We start from the raw sequence: 20,992 nt of genomic DNA, 5'->3' as shown, positions 1-20,992 counted from the left end.
CTACCATTGCTTCCCCAACATTCAGGCAACCAACATGGCATTTCGTCCCCTGCCCGCGCGCGCTACGGCAGCACTGCTTCGAGAGGCGAAGCCGCTGCGAGCGCTGTTCGGCGAGGCCCGCCGCCTTGATCAGTTGCAGCATCTGCTGGAGAGCCAGCTGCAGCCGGCAGCTCGCGAACACTGTCATGTCGCGTCGTGGCGCGATGGCTGCCTGCTGCTGATCGTCACCGATGGCCATTGGGCAACGCGCCTGCGTTATCAACAGCGCAGGCTGCTACGTCAGCTGCAGGTCTTCGATGACTTCGCCGGGCTGCAGCGCATTCACTTCAAGGTGCAACCACCGCCACCCGCACGCCCCACACCCCCACGGACCACACCCCTTTCCGCAGACGCCGCCGACAATCTGCACGCTACCGCAGAGGGCATCCGCGATCCGAAATTGCGCGCCGCCCTGGAGCGGCTGGCGAGCCGCGGCAGACCCAGCGATTGAGCATGCACCACGCCTCAGCGCACGGGCGCATAAACGATTACGCTCTCTGCACTCCGCTGGAACCGCTGCGGCCCTCGCCACATTCACCCGAGGAGCACACTTCATGCTGATCGGCGCGCTGCTCATCCTCACCTGGCTAGTATTGCTGGTGCGCTACCCGCTAAGAGCAGTGCCGGTCTCACTCGCCGCCCTGCTCGGTCTCGGGCTGGTGGCCGGGTGGGTACTGTGGCAAGAACAGCGTGAGCGAATGCTTCTCGGTCGGCTCGAACTACGCATGGACTATGCGCCCGAGCACTGTCCGGCCACCCAGCCATTGCGCATCAGCATGCGCAACGATAGTGGTTATGCCTTGCAAAGCCTGAGCTGGGACGTGGCCGCCTATGCCCCCGGATCAAGAACGAACCTGGTGCAGTCGACCTACGATGCGCCCGTCTATCAGGGACCCGGTGATCTCCAGGCTGGCGCGCAATGGCAGTCCTGCCTGCCGCTGCCTCCGCTCCGTTCCGGCTATCGCGCCAGTACGCTGGAGTTTCGTGCGGAGAATCTGCAGGGCCGCTTCGACTGATCGACCAGATGAAGCGGCCTGGCGCATTTTCAGCTTCCAATCGGCAATCGCGCCGCTTATCCTGTATAAATAAACAGTATCAATCTGCCAACTGAGCCGAGGTGGTTAATGGCCGTCGAAGTGGTATACCGCAGCAGCCGGGACCTGGAGCGTTTGTTCATGGATAAAGCCGAAGCAGACCGTCACGACAAAATGCTGGAGCTCGCGGAAGCGCTGGCTACCGTCCTGCACAAGGCAGTGCCGTCGCTGGATGAACAGCAGACCGAAGACATCGGAATTTTCATGGCGCGCCATCGGGATATCTTCGCCAAGGCTTTCAAGAACAACGCAGAAGCGCTGGCAGAACTACCGCAGGGTGACGCCTGACTCGCGACCACAGCAGTCACAGCCGCATCCGTCGGCTGATGACGCGCCTGGTGGCGGAAACTTGTGGTACCTCGATCTGGTCAATCATTCGCAGCCACCCATACAGGTATTTCGGCATGACGAATTCCTTCCAGCAGATCAGCGATGCATTCCAGCCGCACTACAGCGTCAATTTCAGTATCGCCAAGCCCGACGGCAGTATCCTGCTGACGCTGACCGGCGCGCAGGGTGTCGCCGTGAAACGTTTTATCGGCGCCCAGCAATGGCGCGATCCGCAACAATTACGGAGGCTGATTACCAGCCTGCAGGTCAGTCTCGCGATCGAGCATGGTGAACCGTTCCATGCATTCAACGTCAGTAAGAACGTTCACGCCGTGGCGCTGTGACCCCCAGCCAGTCCGCCGGCCGGTCGCGCTGCAAATCCGCTTCACTTCACAAACAACAATAAAAACTCTGCTCCACCTCTGCTCAAGCCCGGGCAGCGGGTTTCCTTGCCTGCGCTACACCCCACTCATCCTGCCCGTTCCACTGGCATTCAAAGCCAGGCGAGCGCCTTCGCCTTGGCCACCGCCTGAGTCCGACGCGCCACGCCAAGCTTGGTATTGATGCGGCGCGCGTGAGTCTTGACGGTGTGCAAGGAGATGAAAAGTTGCTCCGCGATTTCCTGGTTGGAACAGCCCTGCGCAATCAATCGCAGCACCGTCAGCTCGCGATTGCTCAGCAGTACGTCATCGCTGGAAACAAGCGTCTCGTCGGGCTCCCGCTCATACTGCTGCAGACGATCGCGCAGACTTTCACCCTTGGTCGCCGCCGGCAGGATCCGAGCCAGCCATTGCGGCTGACGATGCTGCAGCTCGTAAAGCGGCTTCACCAGCTGCTGACGCACCGCTTCGCTGAGGGCCCGACGCAGCTCCTGGTCAGCCTCCAGCGGCTGGCCGCATAAGAGCAGTGCCTCGGCCAGTGCAAAACGACACTCACAGGCGAGCCCCTGCCGTTGCGCGCCCTGATTCTGCTCGATTAGTTCGTGCAGTGCCTGAACCGCCGCATCCGGCCGCCCTTCCAGCATATCGATGACCGCCAGGTAGCGACGCAGGCGAGGCAACAGCTCGTAGAATCCTGAAGGGGACAGAACGCGCTGCCCCTCGTACAGCTCCAGCACCTGCAGCAACGCCGTGCGGGCCTTCTTCAGCTCACCCTGATGCAGCCACGCCACCCCGGTGACAAACCGGAGAATGCCGCGAAACCGCGCCTCGGGTACATGCCTCCACTGAGTCAGCCGCTCCGCCTCGCGTAGCCAGTGGTAGGCGTCGGCAAATTCGTGGTTACGCGCTGCCAGCTCGGCCAGCCCCACGTAGCCGAAGAAGACGTAGGAGTCACCACAGGTTTCGGTTTCCAGCCGGCCCTGTTGAAAGGCGTCACGAGCCTGTTCGTCCAGCCCTTGGTAAGCCAGCAGATGTCCTTGCAGCAACTGCAGGCGGCCGATGATCGGGCTGTGGCGGACGCAGTCGCGCAAAGCCCGCAGCGCCTCGTCGAGCACACCGACCGCTCGTTCGAATTCCCCCGTCAGCTCGAGCAGCTGGATGCGATCCACGCTGAGCATCACTTCGTACAGCACACTCCCCTTGAGCCGGGCGAGTTTCATGCCTTCGCTGTTGTAATGCTGAGCGAGTTCGAGCTCACTTTCGGCCATTGCATGCTGGGTGAGCGCCTGATAGCACAGCACGCGCTGTGCCCAGGCGTGATCGGAAAGTACCTCCAGCGCTTGCAGGCAGTGCTCTCGAACTTCCGGCTCGCCACGCAATCGCGCCACGAACCCGCGCAGCGCCTGCCACTGTGCTAGCAACTGTGTCTGCCGACGCGCGTCGGGTTGCGGGAAGAACTTGGCCAGCTCGGCCAGGCAGTCGTCAACTTCATCCAGGCGCGCGGAAACGATCAATGCCCAGCCCTGCAGGACGATCAGCCGCGTGGTACTGGCGAACAAATCCTGAGGCAACTCGGCGCGCCACTTGAGAAAATGCGAGACATTGTCGCCGATCAACAGCTGTTCCTGGCCGTACCGCTGCAGATAGTTGGCAGCGACCTCGGGCTGTCCGGCCCAGAGAGCGTGCTCTACTGCCTCGCGCATGTCGCCGCGGCTGGCGAACCACTGGCAAGCCCGCAGATGTACCTGTGTAGGCGAAGCCGCCTCGGAGACGCGTTGCAGCATCAGCGCAAGCGGACGCCACAGGCGGAACCACTCGCCACAGTTATCGATCTGCCGAACGAACAGCTGGAACGTCTTGAGCACGTCGAGAAGGTCTGCGCCGGGGCCGTCGAGAACGTGATCGCAGAGTGCCGCCGAGAAGCGCGGCATCCGCGCCAGGGCGAACAGCGCGCGTCGGATATCCTCGCTTTGCCCCTGCAGCACCTCGCGCTGGACATAATCGCGCAGCAGTGGCGTTCCAGCGATCAGGCGTTCGCGCATGGCCTGCTCATCAGCGTTCAGCAGCATCAGGCAAACACCTGCTGGCCAACCCTCGGTGCCGGCCAGCAGCTGCTGGAAGCTGTCGGCGGGCAACTGCAGTCGATGCGCGCGCAACACCTGAGCAAGCTCCTCAGCGGTCAATGCCAGCGCCTCGGCATCGAGTTCGAACAGGTGCCCCTGCAACAACAAACGTGGCAGCTTCCACGCCGGCTGCCGGCGGCTGTTGACCCACCAGCTGACGGAATCGGCGCCCTGCTCCAGCAGCATATCCAGACAGGCATCCAGTGCCGGACAGACTTCACGCGGATAATCGTCGAGCATGATCCACAGCGGCTGACGGAGCTGCCCGAGCAATGTCACCAGTTGCTGTTGCGCATCGCCATCTGCAGTTGGATATCCCAATGCCAGTGCCAGCTGAGCGTACAGGTCTTCCGGAGAGAAACTTCGCCCTCCCAGATCCAACCACACCAGCGAGGTGTCAGCCGGCACCCGCCTGGCGCATTCGCTCATCAGCACACTCTTGCCGAACCCGGCCGGTGCGCAGATCAGCCGCAACCGACAATCCGCCGCCAGCATCGCATCGGCAAGCCTTGAACGCGGCACATGCGCCGGCGGCAAACGGGGAATGGTCGCAACCTGAGCCTGAGCAGTCGTCGCTACGCTGGTCGCGTCAGGAATGAAGCGTACGGACATGGCACTGTTTCTCTTGTTCGTATATCAGTCCATTGAGGTAGCGGAGGCGACCTGCCTGGCGATTCCCAGCCCATCGTGATCGTTACGAACCAGGAAACGTTCTCCGCCGGTGCAACGCTGCCGCAAACGCGCCGCTTTGTCGACCCGCTTTTATGACTCTTGCCGTCGCGTTTTCTTCCGATCGACTCAAGTTCATCCCGCCAATCGACATTCCCGACTTTTCGGCAAAAAAAAGGCGGCCAATTGGCCGCCTCGTTAGCGAGAGGATCTGCTGGAGATCAACGCACCCCTGCGTTACGCAGAGCCGCCGGAGTGAAGTCCCGCGCGGACGCCTTGTAGCCGTACTCGTGAGGCTTCTCCTCGTTGCTCATACCGATCGAGATGTAGCGTCCCGAGATGATGTCATACAGCGATTCGAACGCGTATGCAGGCACCTTGTGCTGGTAGTACTGCAACATGTGCCCCTCACCGACACGCCACAGCTGGCCACGACCGTCATACAGCTCGGACTGGACGATCGTCCAGGTATCCTCATCGACGAAGAAGCGACGCTTGGCGTAGATGTTGCGCTCGCCGCTCTTCAGGTTCGCCTCGATTTCCCACACGCGGTGCAACTCGTAACGCGCGAGATCCTGATTGACGTGCCCGGCCTTGATGATGTCGTCGTACTTCAGGTCACTGGAGGCAATCTCGAAGCTGTTATACGGGATATACAGTTCCTTCTTGCCAACCAGTTTCCAGTCGTAGCGATCCGGCGCGCCGCTGAACATATCGAAGTTGTCGGTGGTACGCATACCATCCGAGGCGGTACCCGGACCGTCATACGCCACCTGCGGAGCACGGCGCACGCGACGCTGGCCGGCATTGTAGATCCAGGCCTGGCGCGGATCCTTCACCTGATCGAGCGAGTCGTGCACCAGCAGCACGTTACCGGCAAGGCGCGACGGCGCAGTCACGCGCTGCTTGAAGAACAGCAGCGCGTTCTTGGCGCGTTCCGCATCCAGATCGTTCATGTCGCTCGGGAAGGCCACTTCGTCCTCGAAGTGGACCAGGGTGTAGCTGCCGTTAGTTTGCGGGGTTGCCTGGACGATATTGCGGCGCACGTTGCCACCGCGATATCGGGTGATGTGGTTCCAAACCACTTCGAGCCCATTCTTTGGAATCGGGAAGGCGTAATAGCGACTATCGGTAAAACCGCTGACGCCGTTGCCGCCCTCGACCAGCGACGCATTCAGCGCACTTTTCTTCGCAGCATCGTAAATTGCGTCCGGAACGGCAGCGCTACGATGAGTCGGGAACACGCGAATCTTGTAAGTTTCCGGGTAGCGCTTGAACATTGCCAGCTGACCAGCCGTGAGCTTGTCCTTGTACTGCTCGGCGTTCTGCGCGGTGATGACGAACTTGGGCTGCTCGCCCTTGAATGGATTGGTGAGGTGACCGCTCTTGAGCGGCGCGGCATCGGTGTTCAGACCACCGGTCCACTCAGGGATCGAGCCGTCTGCGTTCCCGCCCTTCTCCGCGCCCAGCGGCGTCAGCGAAGTACCGAGTTTGGCGGCTTCATCGGGAGATACCGCCGCCATGACGCTGCTTGCCAGCAGAGAAAGGGCCAAGACACTGAACAGTTTTCTTGTTGTTTTCATACGATTCCAGTTCCTCTGATCTTTTTGGCCGGAGGCCATACATAACACTCATCAGCCACCGGATGCGCCGCTCGGCTCATCCGGCAACCAGGCGCCCCCTTAGAAGTTCACGCCAACGCTGAACGCGAGGAAGTCGCGGTCGACCAGCGTGTTGTAGTCGCCACCGAAGAAGTCGGTATAGGACAGGCTGGCGGTATAGGTGTTCTGGTACTCAGCGTCCAGGCCGACGCTGACGGCCTTGGAACCTTCGTTGAACAGGCCGTTCGGACCATAGCCATCGACATCGTGGGAGAAGGACAGGTTCGGCTTGAAGTTGATCCCGGCAAAAACGTTGTTGTAATCGGCGATGGCGCGCAGGCGGTAGCCCCAGGAGTTGGCGGTGACGAAGCCGTCGTCGCCATAAGCTGCCAGAGCAGCCGCATCATCCACCGAGCCATAGATGGCATCGCGGCCGTAGCGCACTTCGTCCTTGCTCTCCAGTCCGCCGACATGGGTGTAGCCGATTTCACCAACCACGGTTACCCGTTCTGCCCCCAGCACCTGATCGAAGAAGTGCGTGAAGGTCGTTTGGATCTGAGTGATTTCCTTGCGGTTGTAGCCGCGGTTTTCAGCGCCTTCGCTTGAAGCGATCGGCGACACCGCCGAGCCGCCTGTCCCAACCGCGAGCGGGTTCAGCAACGCTCGGGTAATGTCCTGAGTATTGATTTGCACTGGAGCGTTGGGACGATAGCTGATCTCACCGGACCAAGCGGTACCAGTCGGCAGCGTAGTGGAGAAACTGGCGCCATAGAGCTGGATATCTTCAGGATACTCAAGGTAGTAGCGCCCGTTGCCCAGCGCGGCAGACTGCAATACGCCCCCAGCCACACTGGTCACGCATGCTGGTGTATTTGCCCCCCACACCGCCGGATCACAGGGGCCGCCCGGAACCGCAACGGCACCACCCACTGCCCCGCCGAAGGCTGGATTGGCGGCAAGGGCCAGAATACCGCTCGCCGACTGCGTGCTAACGATAGGCGTGCGGCTATGGTAGTTCATGAAATATGCGCCGTACTCAGTCGCATCACCGAGCCAACGCAAGGCAAGCCCGAACTGCCCGGAATCGCGCGCGTCGCGGTCACCACCCCGCGGTAGCACCACGCCTTCCGACGTCACGTCGAAGCCTTGACCAAAGGCATCGGCCAGCGGCTCCAGAGGCGCAATTGTGGGATTGCCCACGTGATAGTTGTTATCACAGCCGTCTTGGGCCACATCGACCGCGAAGAAGGTTCCGCAGTTGTCGACGATGGTCTGGTCCCACTCAAGCTGATAGAACGCCTCCATACTCAGGCGATCGGTCAGGCTCTGCGAGACGTAGAGCATGTTGACCGGAATCAGGCCTTCCTTGATCTCTGCACCCGGGCGGCGGAATGCCGCAGCATCCAGCGGGTTGATGGAGTTAATGGAGTTGCCGATGAAAGTGCTCTCGCCCCAGCTCACGACCTGGCGGCCGACCCGGACGGTACCCGGCAGCTCGCCGAGGTAATAATTGTGATAGAGGAATGCGTCGAGAATTTCGGCGCCGGAAGACTGTGCAGCCTCCTTGCGGTTGCTGTCGCTGATGTCCTTGAACAGGCGGCTCTCGTCTTTCAGTTCGAAGTCATACCAGTACTTGCCGCGGATGAAGGCGCCGCTGTCGCGGTAGCGCAGTTCCAGATCATGCACGCCCTTGAAGATCTTCGAGAAGGTCTCACCCTTCTTGAAGTTCAACCGACCGTCATCACCCGTCTGCGTATAACCGGTCCCACCGTTGTTTATGCCAACCAGATCCATATCCCGATCTTCCATGGACCAACTGGCACCGATCGACATCGATGAATCGAACTGGCCTTCAATCTCGCCGATGTTGAAGTTGACGGCGTAGGCCGGCGCTGCGGTGCTCAAGGCGATCGCGAGAGCTAGGGACGTGGGCTGGAAGATTCCTTGCCTTGTTGTTTTTGTCATGAGGCGCTCCTGGTTGGTTCGAAGTACGCCAACCCTACCCAGACACCTCCGGGGGGTTAAGCGCACTAAGGTTTGATTTAGCGTGTCATCCTTAAGTATGAAAGACCCTTCCAGCCTTGGATTTGAGCGCGATAGCACAGCGCCGCACCGGAACAGGGCTGCTCGGAGCTTAGCCGCGAAAACACACTTGGCAAAGGCCGGAATAGAGCGGTTCTGACCTAAAAGTGCACGAATCTGTGACGTTTATCCGAAAGTCGTAGGCGGATACGCATGCAGCAACGTACCGCCTCGTCCTGGCAGCGGGCGGAACACTGGAATGCCACTAGCGAGACAGGTAAGAGGGCCGCGTGACGAGTGCCATCGTGTGGTTGCGTTACCGCGTCACGCGTTACTGAGGCGAAACGAAACACACACTGGGGAATGCTGCGCTCCGAAGGAGCCAGCAAAAGGCCCCGTAGTGCGGGGCGCGGGGAACCGGCACTGGCAGAGGTTGACGCAGGCGGCTTAAAAGTCGCCCAGCAGCCGCCATCCGCTACCGGCCTAGAGCGAGCCGGTAGCGCTCAAGGCTATTAGAGTCCTTTCACCGCATAGATGCCGGGGGCGTTGCGCCAATATCCCTTGTAATCCATGCCGTAGCCGAAGATGAACCGATCGATGCAACTCAGTCCGATGTAGTCGGCCTTGAGATCCGGGCGCGCCTTGCGCTGATGGTCCTTGTCGATCAGTACGGCGGTATGCACCGCGGCGGCCCCGGCATGGCGGCAGAAATCGATGATTGCCCCCAGGGTGTGCCCTTCATCAAGGATGTCATCGATGATCAGCACATCGCGATCAATGAAAGACACTTCCGGCTTGGCCTTCCAGAACAGCTCGCCGCCACTGGTGTCATTGCGATAACGCGTCGCATGCAGGTAGGACAGCTCCAGCGGGAAGTTCAGCTTCGGCACCAATTTGCCGGCGAAGATCAGCCCACCATTCATCACGCAGAAAACCACCGGATTGCGCTCCGCCAATTCGGCATTGATCTTCTCGGCAACGGCGGTGATGGCCGCCTCGACCTGCGCTTCGGTGTATAGGCAGTCGCTTTCAGCCATGATCTGGCGGATGTGTTCGAGGTCGACGGACATGGAGCGTTCTCCAGCTGGATAAGCGTTGAAAGGGTCGGGCGTGCCAGCACGCGCTTCACCTGGTTCGACAACGTCCACAGGGATAACGTCCGGATCCCGGACATCCAACTCCTGCTCGCTGCCTGACCAGCCCGGCACCACTGACCGATTGGTCAGCTTAGCCCGCTGCACAGCCCTGAAATGAAGGGACGGCAAGATACTCATCCAGACCCGCCTCAGCAAGTCGACAAGATGAATGAACCCGCATAGCCGCTGGCACAGTGATGCTTTAATCTACGCCGATTTACTTGAGCGCCGGAGCCCCCAATGCCTATTCGAGAGATCCGCCACCCGCTGATCCGCCACAAACTCGGCCTGATGCGCCGCGCCGACATCAGCACCAAGAACTTCCGGGAGCTGGCCCAGGAAGTCGGTTCGATCCTCACCTACGAGGCAACCCATGACCTGCCGCTCGAACACTGCAGTATCGACGGCTGGTGCGGCCCGGTACAGGTCGAAAAGATCTCCGGCAAGAAAATCACGGTAGTACCGATTCTGCGCGCCGGCATCGGCATGCTCGACGGCGTGCTCAGCCTGATCCCCGGCGCCAAGGTCAGCGCAGTCGGCATCGCCCGCAACGAGGAAACCCTGCAGGCCCAGACTTATCTGGAAAAGCTGGTGCCTGAGATCGAACAGCGTCTGGCCATCATCATCGATCCGATGCTGGCTACCGGCGGCTCGATGGTCGCCACCATCGACATGCTGAAGAAAGCCGGCTGCAAGGAAATTCGCGCACTGGTGCTGGTAGCCGCACCGGAGGGCATTGCCGCCGTCGACCGCGCGCACCCCGACGTGACGATCTACACCGCCTCCATCGACGAACGCCTCGACTCGAATGGCTATATCGTTCCCGGCCTCGGCGATGCCGGCGACAAGATCTTCGGCACCAAGCAGAAGGACGTCTGAGCATGTCGAGCATGCAAGAACCGGTCGGCCGCCAGGTGCTCGCCGGCGCGCAGATGCTATTCGTCGCCTTCGGCGCGCTGGTGCTGATGCCGCTGATCACCGGCATGGACCCGAACGTCGCGCTGTTCACCGCAGGCCTGGGCACCTTGCTGTTCCAGCTGGTGACCAAACGTCAGGTCCCGGTGTTCCTCGCATCCAGCTTCGCCTTCATCGCGCCGATCATCGCCGCCAAGGGCGAGTTCGGCCTGCCGGCGGTGCTTGGCGGCGTCGTGGCCGCGGGCGTGGTTTACGTCATTCTAGGATTTGCGGTACGCCTCAAAGGACCGGGCTTCATCGACCGCCTGCTGCCGCCGGTAGTGATCGCGCCCGTGATCATCTCCATCGGCCTCGCGCTATCGCCAGTCGCAGTCAACATGGCGATGGGCAAGTCGGGTGACGGCAGTACTCAGCTGGTGCCCTACGCAACCGCGATGATGATTTCCATGCCGGCGCTGGTCACCACCCTGCTGGTCGCCGTGCTGGGCAAGGGACTGTTCCGCCTGGTGCCGATCCTCGCGGGCGTCGCAGTGGGCTACGGGCTGTCCCTGGCGTTCGCCGTGGTCGATACCAGCGCCATCGCCGCCGCCCCCTGGCTGGCCATGCCGAACTTCGTCGCCCCCGAATTCCACTTGGGCGCCATCCTGTTCATGGTTCCGGTCGCCCTGGCGCCCGCCATCGAGCATATCGGCGGGGTCGTCGCCATCGGCAGCGTGACCGGCAACAACTACATCAAGCAACCAGGCCTGCATCGCACCCTGCTCGGGGACGGCCTCGCCACTTCTGCCGCCGGCCTGTTTGGCGGGCCGCCGAACACCACCTACGCCGAGGTTACCGGCGCGGTGATGCTGACCAAGAACTACAACCCGAAGGTCATGACCTGGGCCGCGGTGTTCGCCATCGTACTGGCGTTCATCGGCAAGTTCGGCGCAGCCCTGCTGAGCATCCCGGTCCCGGTGATGGGCGGCATCCTCTGCCTGCTGTTCGGCTCGATCGCGGTGGTGGGTCTGAGTACCCTGATCCGCCATCAAGTGGATCTGTCAGAGGCACGCAACCTGATCATCGTCTCGGTGACGTTGGTCTTCGGCATTGGCGGCATGGCATTCGGCTATGGCGAGTTCAGCCTGTCCGGCATCTCGCTGTGCGCCATCATCGCCCTGCTGCTCAATCTGCTTTTGCCCGGTGGCGAAGGCTGGCGCAACAAGCAGCTCGACGAAAGCGTCTGAACGAAGCGGTGATCGGCTTCGCTGCCGATCGCCGCAGCTGCCTCCAACGCGGGTTAACCACACGGCACACGATATGAGCACATCTCTGATTCCGCACGTTCAGCGCAGCGACCGCACGGTGAGCTGTTCGACGTGCGCAGCCTGCTGTTGCCGGCTGGAGGTGCTGCTGATCAGCGATACCGGGGTGCCGGAGCGCTACATCGATGAAGATCAATGGGGCGGCCAGGTTATGCATCGCCTCGAAGACGGCTGGTGTGCGGCGCTGGACCGCGACAGCATGCGCTGCACCATATATGCGAAACGTCCGCTGATCTGTCGCGAGTTCGAGCTGGGCTCGGAAGACTGTATGCAGGAACGCCAGGGCTCCGCATCAGCTTATCGCTGAGCGAAGCCTCGACAAGGACTGCGCAGCCTGCGAGCAAGGGGCTGAGGCTGCGCCCGGGGATTTAAAAATCCATCCGGTAGTGCACGGTATAACTTTCCACGCCATCGTTGGGGTTCTTCAGCCCAGCATTGGAGTAGTGCAAGGCGCGAATCCCAATTTCGTGGCCACCGGCGAAGCGCAGGCCGGCACCGATCCGGTCCTCGAACTGGAACGAGGAACCAAGGTCGTGATCCTCGATTTCAGTGCTTTCGAAGGCTGCGATGCCGATACCAGCCTCGATGTACGGCCTGACCGACTGACCGGCGAACTCATAGACGAACACCGGCGCCAGCGACAAGCTGTGATTGGCAGAGGTCTCGTCGCCCTCCCAGTAGGTGTAGCCCGCATCCCAGTAGCCGGTCAGCCGACCGACATCACTCTGCAGCCAACTGCGATTGAACTCGAATTGCACTCCCAGTCGATAGGTCATGGTCGATTCGCCGGTCTGGCCAACCGCACCGGTGACGCCCATCGCCTGGGCAGCAGTCACCTGACCGGCGCAAAGCACCGCAACGACGGTAAAGGGGATCAGTTTTTTCATCGGAACTTCCTTATTTAAGGACGGCAATTTATTGGTTTTCTAGATCGCTACTTCATTTGAGAAACTCTGGCGCGCAGCGAGTTCCTACCCCGCGAAGAACTCAACTGGCGACTTTTCACCCCAAAGTATAGGAAGGACCGTTTCCATTCGCCGGGGATCGCCACTGCAAAAGAAACGCACCCGCGCCTCACCGCTGGCCAGCAACTCACGACTGTCCAGTAGAGCTTCGAGTCGACGGGCCACCGCCGCGCCGGTGTCGATCAGCTGTACATCCGGCGGCACCATCTGCGAAAGCAACGGCTTGATGAACGGGTAGTGCGTACACCCAAGAATCAGCGTGTCACAGCCTTCGGCGAGCAACGGCCCGACCCAGCCGGCGAGCAGTTCCCGTGTCGCCGCGTCATCAAGCGCGCCGGCTTCAATCCGTTCCACCAGCCCCGGACACGGCTGAGTGATCACGCGCACATCGCTGGCGAAGCGGTCCAGCAGCGCCGCGAACTTGGCGCTACGCAGTGTCCCGGTCGTCGCTAGCACACCGACCACGCCACTGCGGGTAGCGCGTGCGGCAGGCTTCACCGCGGGCTCCATGCCGATGATCGGCAAGGCCGGATACAGCTCGCGCAACTCAGCGATCCCGGCGGCGGTGGCGGTATTGCAGGCCAGCACCAGAGCCTTGGCGCCTTGCGCCAGAAGAAAAGCCGTGATGACCCGGCAACGCTCACGGATGAACTCGGGCGTTTTTTCGCCGTAGGGCACGTGCGCACTATCGGCCAGATACAGCAGCGGCTCATGCGGCAGGCGCTGACGGATCTCGCGCAGCACGGAAAGCCCGCCGACCCCGGAATCGAACACTCCGACCGGAGCCGCCCGCTCAGTCACCACCGCCCCCACAGACGGCACAGCCCGGATCGCGCTTGACCCGCAACTCGCGGAAGCGACTGGCAAAGCCATCGACGAGCAGCAGCCGCCCTACCAGCGGCTCGCCAAAACCGGCCAGCAGCTTGAGCGCCTCGAGCGCCTGCAGGCTGCCGATAAGCCCGACCAGCGGCCCGAGCACGCCCGCCTCGCTGCAGGTCAGCTCGGTCTCGCTGCCATGGCCGTAGAGGCAGTGGTAACAGGGGCTGGTGGCGTCGCGCGGATCGAATACCGAGAGCTGTCCTTCCAAGCGAATCGCCGCACCACTGACCAACGGTTTCTTCGCCCCGACACAGGCGGCGTTCACCGCCTCGCGAATGCCGAAATTGTCGGTGCAATCGAGCACCAGATCGACACCGGCAACGGCCTGCGCGAGCGAGTCCGCATCCAGCCCGGCCCGGTACGGCACTAGCCGAACATGCGGATTCAGCGCCTCCAGCCGGGCCATTGCCGAGTCGACCTTGTGCATGCCCAGCCCGCGACTGTCGTGCACGATCTGCCGCTGCAGGTTGGTCAGGTCCAGGGTGTCGAAGTCCGCCAGGTGCAACTCACCGACCCCGGCTGCGGCAAGGTAGAGCGCCACCGGCGAACCCAGCCCGCCCAGCCCGACGATCAGCACCCGGCTCTGTTTCAGGCGCAGCTGCCCTTCCACATCCACCTGCTTGAGCAGGATCTGGCGGCTGTAGCGCAGCAGTTCTTCGTCACTGAGCATGAAAGGCCTCGCTGAATGATGGAGTCACGGCAGCCGCCCGAGACTGACACGCTCGTGCCCGCCCAGATCGCGGCGGCTTTCGACCGCCACGAACCCCCGTCGACGCAGCAGTTCCCGTACCGCGTCGGCCTGGTCGTAGCCGTGCTCGAGCAGCAGCCAGCCGTGCGACTGCAGATGATCGGGCGCCTGGGCGACGATTCGACGGATGTCGTCCAAGCCATCCACGCCGGCGACCAGCGCGCTACGCGGCTCGAAGCGCACGTCGCCCTGCCCGAGATGCGGATCGCTGGCGGGAATGTAAGGAGGATTGCTGACGATTAGCTGGTAACGCTCGCCGGCCAGCTCGGAAAACCAGTCGCTTTGCCGAAACTGCGCATTGGCCAGCCCCAGACGCAGGCGGTTGCGCTCTGCCAGAGCCACCGCCTCGCGCACCCGGTCCACGCCGGTGACCTGCCAGGCCGGTCGCTCGGCCGCCAGGGCCAACGCGATCGCGCCCGTGCCGCTGCCAAGATCAAGCAACCGCACCGGCGTCGCAGGTAGCAGCTGCAGCACGGTTTCCACCAGCAGCTCGGTATCCGGACGCGGAATCAGGGTATGCGGCGCAACCTCAAGTTCCAGGCTCCAAAAGCCCTGCCGACCGAGAATATAGGCCACTGGCTCACCCTGGCGGCGACGCAGTAGATCGGCGGCGAAGCGCTCGGCGCTCTCGGCCGGCACCTCGCGCTCGGGCCAGGTACGCAGGTAGCTGAGCGACTTGCCGAGCGCCGCGGCGAGCAGCCATTCGGCATCCAGCCGGGCGCTGGGGGAATCGGGCAGCTCGGCACGTGCGAGCAGGGCTTGGATGGTGGCCATGGCGGCGGGTTTCTCCAATCACAGGGCGCAGACCGCACCTGCGTACGGCGATCAGTCGCCCAACGCGGCCAGCTGATCGGCCTGATATTCCTGCAGCAGCGGCTCGATGACCTGCTCCGCCGCGCCGGCGATCACTTCATTGAGCGAGTACAGGGTCAGATTGATACGGTGATCGGTCACCCGCCCCTGGGGAAAATTGTAGGTACGAATGCGTTCGGAACGGTCGCCGGAACCGACCAGCAGCTTGCGCGTCTCGGAAATCTCCTTATGCGCGGCGGCATCCTGGCGATCCTGCAGTTTGGCCGCCAGCCAGGCCATCGCCTTGGCGCGGTTCTTGTGCTGCGAACGCTCCTCCTGACACTCCACCACGATGCCGGTGGGCAAGTGGGTGATGCGAATCGCCGAATCGGTCTTGTTGACGTGCTGGCCACCCGCGCCGGACGAACGATAGGTGTCGATGCGCAGCTCGGCCGGATTGATTTCGATGGCTGCCTGCTCGTCCGGCTCCGGCAATACGGCCACGGTACAGGCCGAGGTGTGAATGCGTCCCTGGGACTCGGTTTCCGGTACGCGCTGAACGCGATGGGCACCGGACTCGAACTTGAGCTTGGCGTAGACGTTGTCGCCCTCGACGCGAGAAATCACTTCCTTGAAGCCGCCGTGCTCGCCCTCGCTCGCGGAAAGGATCTCGACGCGCCAGCCCTGCCTTTCGGCATAGCGCGAGTACATGCGGAACAAATCACCGGCAAAGATCGCCGCCTCGTCACCACCGGTGCCGGCTCGAATCTCGAGGTAGACGTTGCGTCCGTCGTTGGGATCCTTGGGCAACAGCATGCGTTGCAGGTTGCCTTCCAGCGTCTCGAGCTCGGCCTTGGCCGCGGCCACTTCCTCCTCGGCCATCTCGCGCAAGTCGGGATCGCTGTCCTTGAGCAACGCCTGGGCGCCGGCCAGATCCTGCTGCACCTTGCGCAACTGGCGATAGGCGACGATTACCGGCTCGACCTCAGCGTACTCGCGCGAATAGGCGCGGAAACGATTCTGATCGCTGATGACCTCGGCGTCGCCAAGCAGTGCAGTGAGCTCTTCGAAGCGGTCCTGCAGGACATCCAGTTTGTTCAGCAACGAAGCTTTCATGATTTTTCCGTGCCCTCATGCAGGGCGAAGAGGTCCTGGGCCATGCTCAACGCGTCCACCCGGCCTTCGGCAGACAGCTTCTTCAACTGGACGCTGGGCGCATGCAGCAGCTTGTTGGTCAGACCGCGCGCCAACTGGGCGAGAATCTCTTCGGCATTGCCGCCATTGGCCAGTAGCCGTTGGGCCTTGCCAAGCTCCTCGTCGCGAATCCGCTCGGCGCTCTGCCGGTAGGCCTTGAGTACATCCACTGCGGCCAGTTCGCGCAGCCGCAGCATGAAATCCTCGGTGCCGGCGGAGACCAGCTCCTCGGCAGCCTGTGCCGCGCCTTGGCGGCTCTTGAGATTCTCCGCCACCACCTCGTGCAGGTCATCGACCGAATAGAGGTAGACGTCATCCAGCTCACCGACCTGCGGCTCGATGTCCCGCGGCACGGCGATGTCGACCATGAACATTGGCTTGTGCTTGCGCCGCTTGAGCGCCTGCTCCACCGCGCCCTTGCCAAGGATCGGCAACTGGCTGGCCGTGGAGCTGATGACGATGTCGCTGTTGTGCAGCTCTTGAGGGATGTCGGCGAGCAGGATTGCCTGCGCCCCCAACTCCGCGGCCAGGGCACTGGCGCGCTCGAGGGTACGGTTGGCGACGACGATCTTCTTCACGCCCTGCTCGTGCAGGTGGCGCGCCACCAGGGTGATGGTTTCGCCGGCGCCGATCAGCAGCGCCTGGCTGCGCTGCAGGTTGCTGAAGATCTGCCGCGCCAGACTGACGGCGGCAAAGGCTACGGAGACCGGATTCTCACCGATCGCAGTGTCGGTGCGCACGGTTTTCGCGGTGCTGAACGTCGCCTGGAACAGCCGCCCCAGCAGCGGACCGATGCTACCTGCTTCACGAGCGACGGCGTAGGCGGACTTCATCTGACCGAGGATCTGCGGCTCACCCAGCACCAGCGAATCCAGCCCCGAAGCGACCCGCATCATGTGCCGCACGGCCTGATCATCGACATGCACATAAGCGCAGGCCTTCAACTCGTCGAGGCTCAGACGGTGATAGTTGGCAAGCCAGGCCAGCACGGCATCCGCCTCGACCTGGTCCTGCTGCAGATACAGCTCGCTGCGATTGCAGGTGGAGAGGATCGCCGCTTCGCGCGTTGGCGTGACACGGCACAGCTGCTGCAAGGCCTCGACCATCTGCTCGGGAGTGAAGGCCACGCGCTCGCGGACGTCCACCGAAGCGGTCTTGTGATTGATACCAAGCGCGAGGAAAGCCATGCAGGATCGCTGATCAGAATACGAAGCGCGCAATTCTCCTACTTCGCCAGACTCAGAACAACCATTGCCCACGATTGTCAGACGACCCAGGACCCCGTCAGCCCGCGCAGACCACGCCCATGTGCTTGCCTGACAGCTTGTGTCATCATGCCGCGACCGCAGACCCAGCCGTACCTCCCTTATGAAAAGACTCGCCACCCTCGCCGCCCTGCTGCTTCTCGGAGGCTGCCAGACCCTCCTGCCGAACGCCCCTGAGGGTACGCCGCCGGTACAGGAGGCCGCGTCCGAAGCCCAGCCGGCCAAAACGGGCGAGTACGGTTCGTTCAGCCAGGAAACGCTCTACGCCCTGCTGGTTGCGGAGCTTGCCGGGCAACGCAACCGCTTCGATATCGCCTTGGGCAACTACGTACAGCAAGCCAACGCGACGCAGGACCCGGGTGTCGCCGAACGCAGCTTCCGCATTGCCGAATACCTCGGTGCGGACCAGGCGGCGCTGGACTCCGCACTGATCTGGGCCCGTAACGCACCGGACAATCTCGATGCCCAGCGCGCCGCGGCCGTGCAGCTGGCGCGCGGCGGCCGCTACGAGGAATCACTGGAATTCATGGAGAAGGTCCTGCTAGGCCAGGGCGATACCCATTTCGACTTTCTTGCGCTCTCCGCCGCCGAAACCGACCCGGATACCCGCGCCGGCCTGCTGCAAAGCTTCGATCGCCTGCTGAACAAGCACCCAGACAACCCGCAGCTGGCCTTCGGCAAGGCAGTTTTGTTGCAGCAGGACGGCCGTACCGAGGAAGCACTGGCCCTGCTCGAAGCGCAACCGGTCAAGCAGCAGCAGGTCCCGTCGGTCCTCCTCCAGGCCCGACTGCTGCATGCTCTCGAACGCGGTGAAGAGGCCCTTGGGCTGCTCGAGAAGGGGCTGCGCCGATACCCGGAAGACAAACGTCTGCGCCTGACTTATGCACGCCTGCTAGTGGAACATGAACGTCTGGATGAGGCCATGAGCGAGTTCGCCACGCTGGTCCAGCAGAATCCGACCGATGACGACCTGCGTTTCTCCATGGCACTGGTGTGCCTGGAGGCCGAAGCCTGGCGCGAGGCAATCGTTTATCTCGAGGAGCTGATCGAGCGTGGCAGCCATGTCGACGCGGCGCAGTTCAATCTGGGCCGCGCCTACCAGGCGCTAGACAAGGAAAGCAAAGCGTTGGAGGCATTCGCCCAGGTGGGACCTGGCAACGACTACCTGCCAGCCAAGCTGCTGCAGAGCCAGCTGCTGTACTCTCGCCAACGCGGTAAGGAAGCCTCGCAAGTGCTGGCGCAGGCCCGCGAGGAACAACCCGACTATGCCATTCAGCTCTACCTGATCGAGATCGAGGCCCTGTCCGAGCACAACCGCACCACTCAGGCGTGGAAGCTCGTGCAGCAGGCCCTGCAGCAGTATCCCGATGAGCTGAACCTGCTCTACACCCGCGCAATGCTCGCCGAGAAACGCGGCGACCTGCGCCAGCTGGAGCGCGACCTGCGCTTCATCATCGAACGCGAGCCGGACAATGCCATGGCCATCAACGCCCTGGGTTACACGCTTGCCGATCGTACCGATCGGCACCAGGAGGCTTTGACACTGATCGAACAGGCGTACCAGCTCAATCCCGACGACCCGGCCATCATGGACAGTCTCGGCTGGGTGCATTTCCGCCTCGGCAACCTGGATGAAGCAGAGCGTCAGCTGCGCAAGGCACACAATCAGCTCCCCGACCACGAAGTCGCCGCCCACCTCGGCGAGGTGCTATGGATCCGCGGCAAGCGCAGCGAAGCGCGCGCCATCTGGTCGCGTGCCCTTGAACAAGAGCCGGACAGCCAGATCCTGCGTGACACTCTGCGGCGTCTGACCGGCTCGGAGAAACCCTGACCCATGAAGCTGCACCACCTTATCGCCCCCCTGCTGGCCGTGCTGCTTGTCGGCTGCGCAGGGTTCGGCCCGCGCGAATCCGTCGAAGGACCGGGCAACACCTCGGCTTGGAAAACGCACAAGGCCGAGATAACAGCGCTCGACGGCTGGCAGATCAGCGGCAAGATCGGCATTCGTGCGCCACAGGACTCCGGCAGCGGTACGCTGTTCTGGCTGCAGCGCCAGGACTATTTCGATATCCGCCTGTCCGGCCCGCTCGGCCGCGGAGCCACTCGCCTCACCGGCCGCCCGGACGCCGTGTCGCTGGAGGTCGCCGGCCAGGGCCGCTTCGAAGCCGACTCGCCGGAAGCACTTGTCGAGGCGCAGCTCGGCTGGCAGCTGCCAGTTTCGCACCTGCTCTGGTGGGTCCGCGGGCTGCCGGCGCCAGATAGCCGCAGCCGCCTCGGACTCGACAGCGAGAGCCGGCTGGCACGCCTGGAGCAGGATGGCTGGCAGGTCGAGTACCTCAGTTACCGCAGCGAAGACGGCTACGCCCTGCCCGAACGGATCAAGCTCCAGGGCCGCGACCTGCAGATCACGCTGGTGATCAAGGACTGGCAGCCACGCCAGCTGGGCCACTGATGCATGCCTTGACGCTGCCGGCACCGGCCAAGCTCAATCTCATGCTGCACATCCTCGGTCGTCGCGCCGATGGCTATCACGAGTTGCAGACGCTGTTCCAGTTTCTCGACTACGGTGACGAGCTGACCTTCAGCCTGCGCGAGGATGGCCAGATCCGTCTGCACACCGAACTGCCGGGCGTCGAGCACGATAGCAATCTGATCGTGCGCGCCGCCCGCCTGCTGCAGACGCAGAGTGGCTGCCGGCTCGGAGCCGACATCCGTCTCACCAAGCGCCTGCCTATGGGCGGCGGCATTGGGGGCGGCAGTTCTGATGCCGCTACCACGCTGCTCGGCCTCGACCACCTGTGGAACCTGCATCTCGGCGAGGAGTGCCTGGCCGAAATAGGACTTTCCCTGGGCGCCGATGTGCCGGTGTTCGTCCGCGGCCATGCCGCGTTCGCCGAAGGGGTTGGCGAACGTCTCCAACCGGTCGAACTCGAGGAGCCGTGGTTCCTTGTAATCGCTCCGCAAGTCTCTGTTAGTACAGCGGAAATATTTTCCGACCCAGAGTTGACACGTAATACCCCGGCCATTACAGTTCGCAGCCTTCTTGCAAGGGGTGGTCATAACGACTGCCAGCCGATCGTCGAGAAGCGTTACCCGCAAGTGCGTAACGCTTTGAGCTTGTTGAACAAATTTGTTCCAGCAAGAATGACCGGCACTGGAGCTTGTGTGTTTGGGAGCTTCCCAAACCAGGGTGAGGCTGATAAAGTTCGCCGCCAACTTCCAGCCGATTTGCCAAGTTTCGTAGCACAGGGGCGTAACATCTCGATGTTGCACCGCAGCCTCGGAAGACTGGCTCAGGAAGTAAGTGCGTAGCACACGGGTTGTACGATACAGGGGCGTCGCCAAGCGGTAAGGCACCAGGTTTTGATCCTGGCATGCGTTGGTTCGAATCCAGCCGCCCCTGCCATAACCTCCCAAGGTTCGTACGATCGCGAACGCACCAATGAAGTTGACCCTACAGGGGCGTCGCCAAGCGGTAAGGCACCAGGTTTTGATCCTGGCATGCGTTGGTTCGAATCCAGCCGCCCCTGCCATAC

General features: G+C 62.4%; 20 protein-coding genes and 2 tRNA genes. 12 read left to right on the top strand and 10 right to left on the bottom strand.

Annotated features, from left to right (window positions below; genetic code table 11):
* Positions 1-34: 34 nt before the first annotated feature.
* The 4 genes from N8H22_RS19760 to N8H22_RS19745 all read left to right on the top strand — a co-directional run bounded on the left by N8H22_RS19760 (position 35) and on the right by N8H22_RS19745 (position 1,807).
* Entirely contained in the window at positions 35-490 is a 456-nt protein-coding gene (locus N8H22_RS19760; protein WP_264592185.1) for a DciA family protein, read from the top strand.
* 103 nt (positions 491-593) lie between these two features.
* Entirely contained in the window at positions 594-1,055 is a 462-nt protein-coding gene (locus N8H22_RS19755; protein WP_264592184.1) for a multidrug transporter, read from the top strand.
* Positions 1,056-1,163: 108 nt separating this feature from the next.
* On the top strand, positions 1,164-1,421 hold the full coding sequence (locus N8H22_RS19750; protein ID WP_264592183.1) for a YebG family protein: 258 nt from the start codon (positions 1,164-1,166) through the stop codon (positions 1,419-1,421).
* A 116-nt stretch (positions 1,422-1,537) separates the two neighbouring features.
* Positions 1,538-1,807, top strand: coding sequence for a DUF3509 domain-containing protein (locus N8H22_RS19745; RefSeq protein WP_264592190.1), 270 nt, complete (start codon positions 1,538-1,540; stop codon positions 1,805-1,807).
* Positions 1,808-1,956: 149 nt separating this feature from the next.
* Here N8H22_RS19745 and N8H22_RS19740 read toward each other — a convergent pair whose 3' ends face one another.
* From N8H22_RS19740 to N8H22_RS19725, 4 genes are all read right to left on the bottom strand, one after another.
* Positions 1,957-4,578 (bottom strand): LuxR C-terminal-related transcriptional regulator, encoded by a 2,622-nt coding sequence (locus tag N8H22_RS19740; protein ID WP_264592182.1) that lies wholly within the window; start codon positions 4,576-4,578, stop codon positions 1,957-1,959.
* Positions 4,579-4,856: 278 nt separating this feature from the next.
* The gene (locus N8H22_RS19735; protein ID WP_264592181.1) at positions 4,857-6,218 is read right to left on the bottom strand and encodes a DUF1329 domain-containing protein; all 1,362 of its coding nucleotides are present in this window, start codon (positions 6,216-6,218) and stop codon (positions 4,857-4,859) included.
* Between the two features lie 99 nt (positions 6,219-6,317).
* Positions 6,318-8,201: a DUF1302 domain-containing protein gene (locus N8H22_RS19730; protein ID WP_264592189.1), complete on the bottom strand. Its 1,884-nt coding sequence runs from the start codon at positions 8,199-8,201 to the stop codon at positions 6,318-6,320.
* Positions 8,202-8,770: 569 nt separating this feature from the next.
* Positions 8,771-9,328 carry a hypoxanthine-guanine phosphoribosyltransferase gene (locus N8H22_RS19725; protein WP_264592180.1) on the bottom strand — a complete coding sequence of 186 codons (558 nt, stop codon included), beginning with the start codon at positions 9,326-9,328 and terminating at the stop codon, positions 8,771-8,773.
* Between the two features lie 306 nt (positions 9,329-9,634).
* Here N8H22_RS19725 and upp point away from each other — a divergent pair, with 306 nt between their 5' ends.
* From upp to N8H22_RS19710, 3 genes are all read left to right on the top strand, one after another.
* Positions 9,635-10,273 (top strand): uracil phosphoribosyltransferase, encoded by a 639-nt coding sequence (gene upp / locus N8H22_RS19720; RefSeq protein WP_264592179.1) that lies wholly within the window; start codon positions 9,635-9,637, stop codon positions 10,271-10,273.
* 2 nt (positions 10,274-10,275) lie between these two features.
* Positions 10,276-11,535, top strand: a complete 1,260-nt coding sequence (locus tag N8H22_RS19715; RefSeq protein WP_264592178.1) for a uracil-xanthine permease family protein — start codon at positions 10,276-10,278, stop codon at positions 11,533-11,535.
* Positions 11,536-11,608: 73 nt separating this feature from the next.
* Positions 11,609-11,920 (top strand): YkgJ family cysteine cluster protein, encoded by a 312-nt coding sequence (locus N8H22_RS19710; protein ID WP_264592177.1) that lies wholly within the window; start codon positions 11,609-11,611, stop codon positions 11,918-11,920.
* A 61-nt stretch (positions 11,921-11,981) separates the two neighbouring features.
* On the opposite strand, the gene N8H22_RS19705 is transcribed toward N8H22_RS19710, so the two are convergent.
* The 6 genes from N8H22_RS19705 to hemA all read right to left on the bottom strand — a co-directional run bounded on the left by N8H22_RS19705 (position 11,982) and on the right by hemA (position 17,378).
* A complete protein-coding gene (locus N8H22_RS19705) occupies positions 11,982-12,500 on the bottom strand; it encodes an acyloxyacyl hydrolase (RefSeq protein WP_264592176.1) in 519 nt (172 codons plus the stop codon).
* A gap of 84 nt (positions 12,501-12,584) precedes the next feature.
* On the bottom strand, positions 12,585-13,379 hold the full coding sequence (gene murI / locus N8H22_RS19700; protein ID WP_264592175.1) for a glutamate racemase: 795 nt from the start codon (positions 13,377-13,379) through the stop codon (positions 12,585-12,587).
* Positions 13,372-14,127, bottom strand: a complete 756-nt coding sequence (locus N8H22_RS19695) for a molybdopterin-synthase adenylyltransferase MoeB (protein ID WP_264592174.1) — start codon at positions 14,125-14,127, stop codon at positions 13,372-13,374. The genes murI and N8H22_RS19695 overlap by 8 nt, the downstream gene beginning before the upstream one ends.
* A 24-nt stretch (positions 14,128-14,151) precedes the next feature.
* Complete coding sequence (gene prmC / locus N8H22_RS19690; protein ID WP_264592173.1) at positions 14,152-14,979, bottom strand: peptide chain release factor N(5)-glutamine methyltransferase; 828 nt, start codon at positions 14,977-14,979, stop codon at positions 14,152-14,154.
* Between the two features lie 51 nt (positions 14,980-15,030).
* Positions 15,031-16,113 (bottom strand): peptide chain release factor 1, encoded by a 1,083-nt coding sequence (prfA, locus tag N8H22_RS19685; RefSeq protein ID WP_264592172.1) that lies wholly within the window; start codon positions 16,111-16,113, stop codon positions 15,031-15,033.
* Positions 16,110-17,378, bottom strand: a complete 1,269-nt coding sequence (gene hemA, locus N8H22_RS19680; protein WP_264592171.1) for a glutamyl-tRNA reductase — start codon at positions 17,376-17,378, stop codon at positions 16,110-16,112. The genes prfA and hemA overlap by 4 nt, the downstream gene beginning before the upstream one ends.
* Before the next feature lie 181 nt (positions 17,379-17,559).
* Here hemA and N8H22_RS19675 point away from each other — a divergent pair, with 181 nt between their 5' ends.
* From N8H22_RS19675 to N8H22_RS19655, 5 genes are all read left to right on the top strand, one after another.
* Positions 17,560-19,287, top strand: coding sequence for a tetratricopeptide repeat protein (locus N8H22_RS19675; RefSeq protein WP_264592170.1), 1,728 nt, complete (start codon positions 17,560-17,562; stop codon positions 19,285-19,287).
* A 3-nt stretch (positions 19,288-19,290) separates the two neighbouring features.
* On the top strand, positions 19,291-19,908 hold the full coding sequence (gene lolB, locus N8H22_RS19670) for a lipoprotein insertase outer membrane protein LolB (protein ID WP_264592169.1): 618 nt from the start codon (positions 19,291-19,293) through the stop codon (positions 19,906-19,908).
* Positions 19,908-20,768 carry a 4-(cytidine 5'-diphospho)-2-C-methyl-D-erythritol kinase gene (gene ispE / locus N8H22_RS19665; protein WP_264592168.1) on the top strand — a complete coding sequence of 287 codons (861 nt, stop codon included), beginning with the start codon at positions 19,908-19,910 and terminating at the stop codon, positions 20,766-20,768. The genes lolB and ispE overlap by 1 nt, the downstream gene beginning before the upstream one ends.
* 19 nt (positions 20,769-20,787) lie before the next feature.
* Positions 20,788-20,862, top strand: a tRNA-Gln gene (locus N8H22_RS19660).
* A gap of 52 nt (positions 20,863-20,914) precedes the next feature.
* Positions 20,915-20,989, top strand: a tRNA-Gln gene (locus tag N8H22_RS19655).
* The last annotated feature ends 3 nt before the right edge of the window (positions 20,990-20,992 follow it).

This window comes from Stutzerimonas sp. S1, from assembly GCF_025966695.1.
GTDB lineage: Bacteria > Pseudomonadota > Gammaproteobacteria > Pseudomonadales > Pseudomonadaceae > Stutzerimonas.
The sequence above is the reverse complement of the archived record's forward strand: the minus strand, read 5'-3'. Positions and strand labels throughout refer to the sequence as shown.